Annotated in this window: 6 protein-coding genes; 3 read left to right on the top strand and 3 right to left on the bottom strand. The window is 44.9% G+C overall.

All coding sequences use genetic code 11. The annotated features are described in order from the left end of the window. The coding region (locus tag QUA38_RS22690; RefSeq protein ID WP_333165810.1) for a class I SAM-dependent methyltransferase at positions 1–639 on the top strand (639 nt) is incomplete at its 5' end. A gap of 380 nt (positions 640–1,019) precedes the next feature. Here QUA38_RS22690 and QUA38_RS22685 read toward each other — a convergent pair. The 3 genes from QUA38_RS22685 to QUA38_RS22675 all read right to left on the bottom strand — a co-directional run bounded on the left by QUA38_RS22685 (position 1,020) and on the right by QUA38_RS22675 (position 3,668). Then, complete coding sequence (locus QUA38_RS22685; RefSeq protein ID WP_333165807.1) at positions 1,020–1,493, bottom strand: hypothetical protein; 474 nt, start codon at positions 1,491–1,493, stop codon at positions 1,020–1,022. Between the two features lie 240 nt (positions 1,494–1,733). Beyond that, positions 1,734–3,002, bottom strand: a complete 1,269-nt coding sequence (locus QUA38_RS22680; RefSeq protein ID WP_333165804.1) for a sodium:proton antiporter — start codon at positions 3,000–3,002, stop codon at positions 1,734–1,736. 195 nt (positions 3,003–3,197) lie between these two features. Next, positions 3,198–3,668 carry a hypothetical protein gene (locus tag QUA38_RS22675; protein ID WP_333165802.1) on the bottom strand — a complete coding sequence of 157 codons (471 nt, stop codon included), beginning with the start codon at positions 3,666–3,668 and terminating at the stop codon, positions 3,198–3,200. Between the two features lie 275 nt (positions 3,669–3,943). Here QUA38_RS22675 and QUA38_RS22670 point away from each other — a divergent pair, with 275 nt between their 5' ends. After that, on the top strand, positions 3,944–4,189 hold the full coding sequence (locus QUA38_RS22670) for a LuxR C-terminal-related transcriptional regulator (protein ID WP_333165800.1): 246 nt from the start codon (positions 3,944–3,946) through the stop codon (positions 4,187–4,189). A 201-nt stretch (positions 4,190–4,390) separates the two neighbouring features. Further along, a partial coding sequence (locus QUA38_RS22665; RefSeq protein ID WP_333165798.1) for a DUF4347 domain-containing protein occupies positions 4,391–5,858 on the top strand: 1,468 nt, incomplete at its 3' end.

Here is a 5,858-nt window from a genome sequence, read left to right as displayed (position 1 = left end):
TTTATGAGTCAAGTGAATCTTTGGACTTCAGCGGAACACGCTTTGTGGTATCTTGCTAAAGCTGATGGAATTCCTCATCGCACAGAAGGTGAAGCGGTTTTGTTGGAGGAAGTGCCAAAAAATGTTAAGCGAATTCTGGATGTGGGCACGGGAGACGGGCGGTTGTTGGGTCTGCTTAAGTGCGATCGACCAAATGTTGAATGTGTGGCGATCGACTTTTCGCCGACAATGCTGGAAAAAGCCAGAATTCGCTTTGCTGATGACCAGAATGTCACCGTAATCGAGCACAATTTTGATGAATCCTTACCGGATTTGGGCAAGTTTGATGCGGTTGTTTCTAGTTTTGCGATTCATCATGTAGCAGACGATCGCAAACGTTCGCTTTACACCGAGATTTTCGAGCTTTTGGAGCCCGGAGGAATTTTTGGCAATTTGGAGCACGTAGCGTCCGCAACTCCCGCTTTACATGATAAATTTCGAGAGGCGATCGGTATTAGCGATTCGCCAGACGATCCATCTAATAAATTGCTAGATGTCGAAACGCAATTGCGCTGGTTTAGAGACATTGGTTTTACCGATGCAGACTGTTATTGGAAGTGGCGGGAACTCGCTTTATTAGTTGGGGTGAAACCTGTTTAGCTGCGGGTAAGGACTGCATTGTCATGTCCTTTTAAAATTGTCAATAGTCACAATTAGTAAGGTACATCAGATTTTTAAACCCTCAATAATCGTTCTAGAAATTCACATGACGCACCCTACAGCTTGATTTTAGTATGCCAGTTGCCTAAGTCCTGAATATAAGAGGTTGCTGTCGTAGTAGAAGTTAATCACAAACAGTTATGCTTATTCGAAAATAACCAACAGAGTATTGAGCAGAGAACAGGCGAACTCTTAACCCAAACGATACAGAAAGCAACCGTTTTTTGGAGTAGCAAGCAAATTGAACCTCCAATTTACACTTTTAGTTAGTTGGGATGGAAGATATTGTCCGGTCGCTCGCAGATTGGGATCTTACCCAGTTAGAGGGCTGTTTTAAGAGTTATTAACCAAACGATCGAATTAACAACAAATAAAAAAGTATAAAAAATATAGAGTGATGGAGCGCAGATAGCTGTCCATAAAGAAGGCATTTTAACTGTTTTTAATGAACCGAGCGGGTGAACAAGACCTTCGGGAATTGAGCGAGTATGAAAACTTTCATCTAAAGCGCTTTCATTATTCAAGAATTGGGTAACTCCATTGGCTCTTAGCATATAATAAAGTTGTACCCTCCAGTAGGTAGCTTCTAAAAACCAGAAACCAAGAATTATAACGTATCCTAGGGGAACCAACGAATCTATTTTGCTTGTAAAAACCCAACCAATCAACGCTACCCAAATGGTAATTGCCGCAGTTTTTAATTGAATCAGAATTGTTGTGAAGTTAGCTATTTTTTTCTCTAGTTCCTCTGCTCCTTGTTGCAGCATTGCTAGCTGAAATTGAAATCTATCCATGTTTGATTCGGCGAACGTTTATATTAGAGTTATCCCAAAAATTATAATCTTCTTTTCTTTCGGTGTCGTTAGAGAGCTTCGCCTGACGCACCCTACAAGTCGATTTTAGATTATATAGTAAGGTGCGTCAGCTCCCGAAATTCCCGATCGGCGTTAGAGAACTTCGCCTGACGCACCCTACAAGTAGATTGTTGTGTGACAGTTGCGTCCAAGACTATTAAAGTCACGCACCTTACTGAATTAAATTAAATCCGGGACTTTAGGTTTGATTCGGCGCTCGTACCAGTTCATTAACGGGGTGGAAGTAATGCCGTGTAAAATCACAGAAAGTACGATGGTTGTAAAGGTGATCCAGGCAATTTTTTCGGCGGTTTCGCCTTTCAAACCGTGACCGAAAGCATAGGTAAGATAATAGATAGAACCGACACCACGAATGCCGAACCAACCGTAAAGCAAGCGGTTGGCGGGATGTAAAGGACTGCCGATCGTACTAATCCAAGCTCCCACAGGCCGGATTAAAAAAATTAACAATCCAGCTACTAAGAGAGAGTAGCCTCCATAAGCCAAGATAGGTTCTATGCGGAGGAGCGAACCTAATAGTAAAATAGTTGCTACTTCCATTAACTTTTCTATGCGCTCGGTAAAGTGCAGTTGGGAAAGCGGCTTTTCTGGGTTGCGGTAACTCCGCTGCACGACAATGCCTGCTACAAAAACTGCGAGAAATCCGTAGCCGTTAACTACTTCTGTGAGGGAATATGTAATCAGAATTGTGCTGAGAGCAATGAAATCTTCTATTAATTGATCTGCCGGTTGATAGCGTTGGAGTCGGCGATCGATCCAGGTGACGGCTTTAGCTACTAAAATGCCCATAACTATACCTGCGGCGATCGCCCAAATCAAGTCAACTGCTACCCACTGCGAAAACCAGTTCGACCAGTTGTTATCTTTTAGCGAATAAATGCCGAAATAAACAAAGGGAAAAGCTAAAGCATCGTTTAAACCGCCTTCTGATGTTAAACCAAAGCGCAATTCATCGCGATCGTCTAGATTAGCCAACTGAACTTCTGAGGCTAAAACTGGATCTGTGGGAGCGAGAATTGCTCCTAGTAAAATCGCCGGACCCCAATCTAATTTCACACACCAATGACCCACAGCGGCTACCGCGAAAATAGAAATGGGCATTAAAAAACCGATCAGCCGCAATGTGGAATTCCAAGCCCAAAATTGCAACGGGCGGTTCATTTTTAAGCCACAACTAAACAGAGAAACAATAACTACAAATTCTGTAAGTCTTTCTAAAAATTCAGCTTCGGGACGCAAGTTAATCAGCTTGGAGCCGTAGGGGCCCAATCCGATACCGACAAGTAGATAAATTAAGGCATAAGATACAGGGAATCGCGAAATCCATCCGGAACCCAAGGTGACGCTCAGCAGGAGGATGCCAATAGCTAGCAAGTCGAGAATGTAAATATCCACCATAGCGATCGCACTTTTAATCAGGTTTACCAAGTGCTATTTTTACAGATAAAAGCTTCTGCGGCATCCACCACCCGCTAGATTCAGCTATCCTCCAAAAGTTGCAGTTTTTATGCTAAATGACTAACAACTAACAACTAACAACTAACAACTCACAACTAACAACTAACAACTAACAACTAATAACTACTGACTACTGACTACTGACTACTGACTACTGACTACTGACTACTGACTTTTTTCAGTAGCGATGATGTGCAAATCTACGTGTTTGAGCGATCCCACTAACTGTTGAGTCAAAGCACCCCGCAGCAACTTCCAGCGGAATTGCTGGCTTTCACCGATCACAATTTGAGTAATGCGATACTGTTTAGCTACCTCCGAAATCGCTTTAGCTATATTAGTGTCCTTGACCCGCAAAAATTGCCCCTTAAATTGTTGACAGAGTTTCTCATAAGTTTCAACGTGCAAGCTTTCTGCTTTTGTTAAAAATTGGTCTGGATCGTTGACTAATACAGCATAAAATTGGGCATTCATATAGCTAGCACTCCTCGCGTCCCGCAGCAGCAGTTGCAAGGAATTATGATAAGTCGAGATGGACACTGAAACTCGTTGGTAAATGTTGCAAAATTGACTTTTTAAAGTGGTTGGATCGTCTTCAACATTGTCTGCGACTTCTCCCAGCGTGAGTTCTCGCAAAGCAATTAAATGACGGTTTGGCAGGAATTAGCGGCATTGAAGCGTGGCGCCAAATTAAACAACTGCTTCCACAAATACCAGTTTTAATTTTAACATCTCACCCACAAAAATTGTTAATTTAAAGGTAGATTTCAGCCGGAAGTCAGGGATACTGCCTCAATCGAATTGCGGCGGAAAATTTGGTTTTGGCAATTCGATCTGTAGCAGCGGGTGCTTCGTGGTAGGATAAGGCTGCAACTACGGAAATTCAGGCGGTTTTTGCTAATTATGAACCTGTGAAAGTTGCGTCAAAATCAGAAGTTTTGGAAAATCCGCTGACGAAGCGAGAACAGGAAATATTAGTTTTAGTTGCGGGGAAAAAAGCAATCATGAAATTAATCAAATATTGTGATCGGGGTACGGTACGGGTGCACGTGCACGCGATTTTGCAAAAGTTAGAAGTGCGCGATCGCACTCAAGCAGCAGTGTTCGCTATTCAGAAAGGATTGGTAGCAGAAGAACTGTTAGCTATCGAGCCCTAAAAGGTCAACTTTTGTAGTGGAATTGTCGCTTTTTGAAATGAATGACTTGCTAAACGCGCCTCTACAAGATGAATCTGTAGCAGCTTCACGGAAAGTTAATATCAGTCTTGATTGTTAATTTTATTCATGACATTTAATGTGTGAATTTGCTAAGCTCTATACATCTTAATTTTCCTACGGTCATCTAACCCGAGGTGTATTGTGCAAAATTTTATTAATTCAGTTGTAAGGTCGATCGCCTTTCTCGACTCTGCCCTTCCCGACACCCAAACTCTCCGCAACGGCATCGCAGCGGGGACAGAAGTTATTACCCTGGATGCGGCGCGGGATGGACTAGAACAAATCACGGCAGCACTAGTGAGTCGCAGCCATATAAAAAGCATTCATATCATCTCCCACGGCCGCCCCGCGAGTTTGCAGCTAGGCGCGATCAATCTAAACTTGACAAATTTAAAAACTTATGCCAAGCAATTGCAGCTTTGGTCGCGATCGCTGGCAGAGAGTGGAGAGATTTTGCTGTACGGGTGCGATGTAGCGGCGGGCGAAAAGGGCGCTAACTTCGTGCAGCACCTGAGTCAGCTAACGAAGGCAAAAATTGCTGCTTCTAGATCGCCGATCGGCAGTTCCGCTATGGGCGGAGACTGGCAGCTAGATTATACAACAGGGGTCGTGTCCTCTGGGCTGGCGATCGACCCAGCCACAAGAGCCGCCTATCAATTTGCCTTCGGCCGTACCCTATACGACGGCACAAACTATTCACCACTACCACCAACATCAGCAACCACACCAGGCATCGGGACCGCAGCCGGTACTCAATTAGCTTACGGACAATTACCTCTCCCTTTCCCCGCCGGTTCTGGTTCGCTGCCTGGTGGTGCGTACTCGCCCAACACGGGCATTAATACTGCTAGTGTGACGGCGGCGAATAACACTACAGGCTATGCGGGTTACACTAACTACAAATACACCCCTACTCCTGCGCCAGGAACATTTACTCCAGTCAACGCAACTTTCCCGGCTCTCAACCTTACTAACGGCTATAGCGTCTCTTTCAACGTTGCAATTACGGCGGAAACCAGTAATAGCGACAATCGCGCCGGTTTCAGCATCATTGCCATTAGCAGCGACGGTCAAAACGGCATTGAACTCGGTTTCACCAACCGCAACCTCGGCGTCAACGGAGGCATTTTTGCTCAAAACGGTGGCGCATCCCCAACTCTTTTTACTCGCGGGGAAAATGCACCTTTACCTTTTGACATCAACACTCCTACAGACTACAAACTGGTCGTTCAAGGCACCACTTACAGCCTGTTTGCCGGCACCACAGCATTGCTGACAGATCAGCCGCTACGCAACTACACGGCATTTAATCCAGCAACCAGCCAGCCTGCTTTACCCTTCAATCCCTACACCCAGCCAAACTTCCTATTTTTCGGAGACGCCACGGATCAAGCAAGTGCCACTTTTACTCTCGGCCCCATCTTGGTTAATAATTTCCCGGTAGCCGTCAATGACAACTACAGCGTCTTGCACGACAAAGTTCTCAGCGTTGCCGTGCCCGGAGTCTTAGGCAACGACTCCGACCCAGATTCGGACACGCTGAGTGCCGCCTTAGTTACAGCCCCGACTAACGGTACGATCGCATTCAACAAAAGTGGCGACTTCACTT

The organism is Microcoleus sp. Pol12B4, assembly GCF_036701385.1.
GTDB lineage: Bacteria > Cyanobacteriota > Cyanobacteriia > Cyanobacteriales > Microcoleaceae > Microcoleus.
Note: the sequence above shows the minus strand (reverse complement) of the source record. Positions and strands in the feature narration are given on the sequence as shown.

Bases quoted from the DNA above. Each gene is read 5' to 3' on its own strand.
- QUA38_RS22685 (WP_333165807.1), bottom strand. From the start codon at position 1,493: ATGGATAGATTTCAATTTCAGCTAGCAATGCTGCAACAAGGAGCAGAG.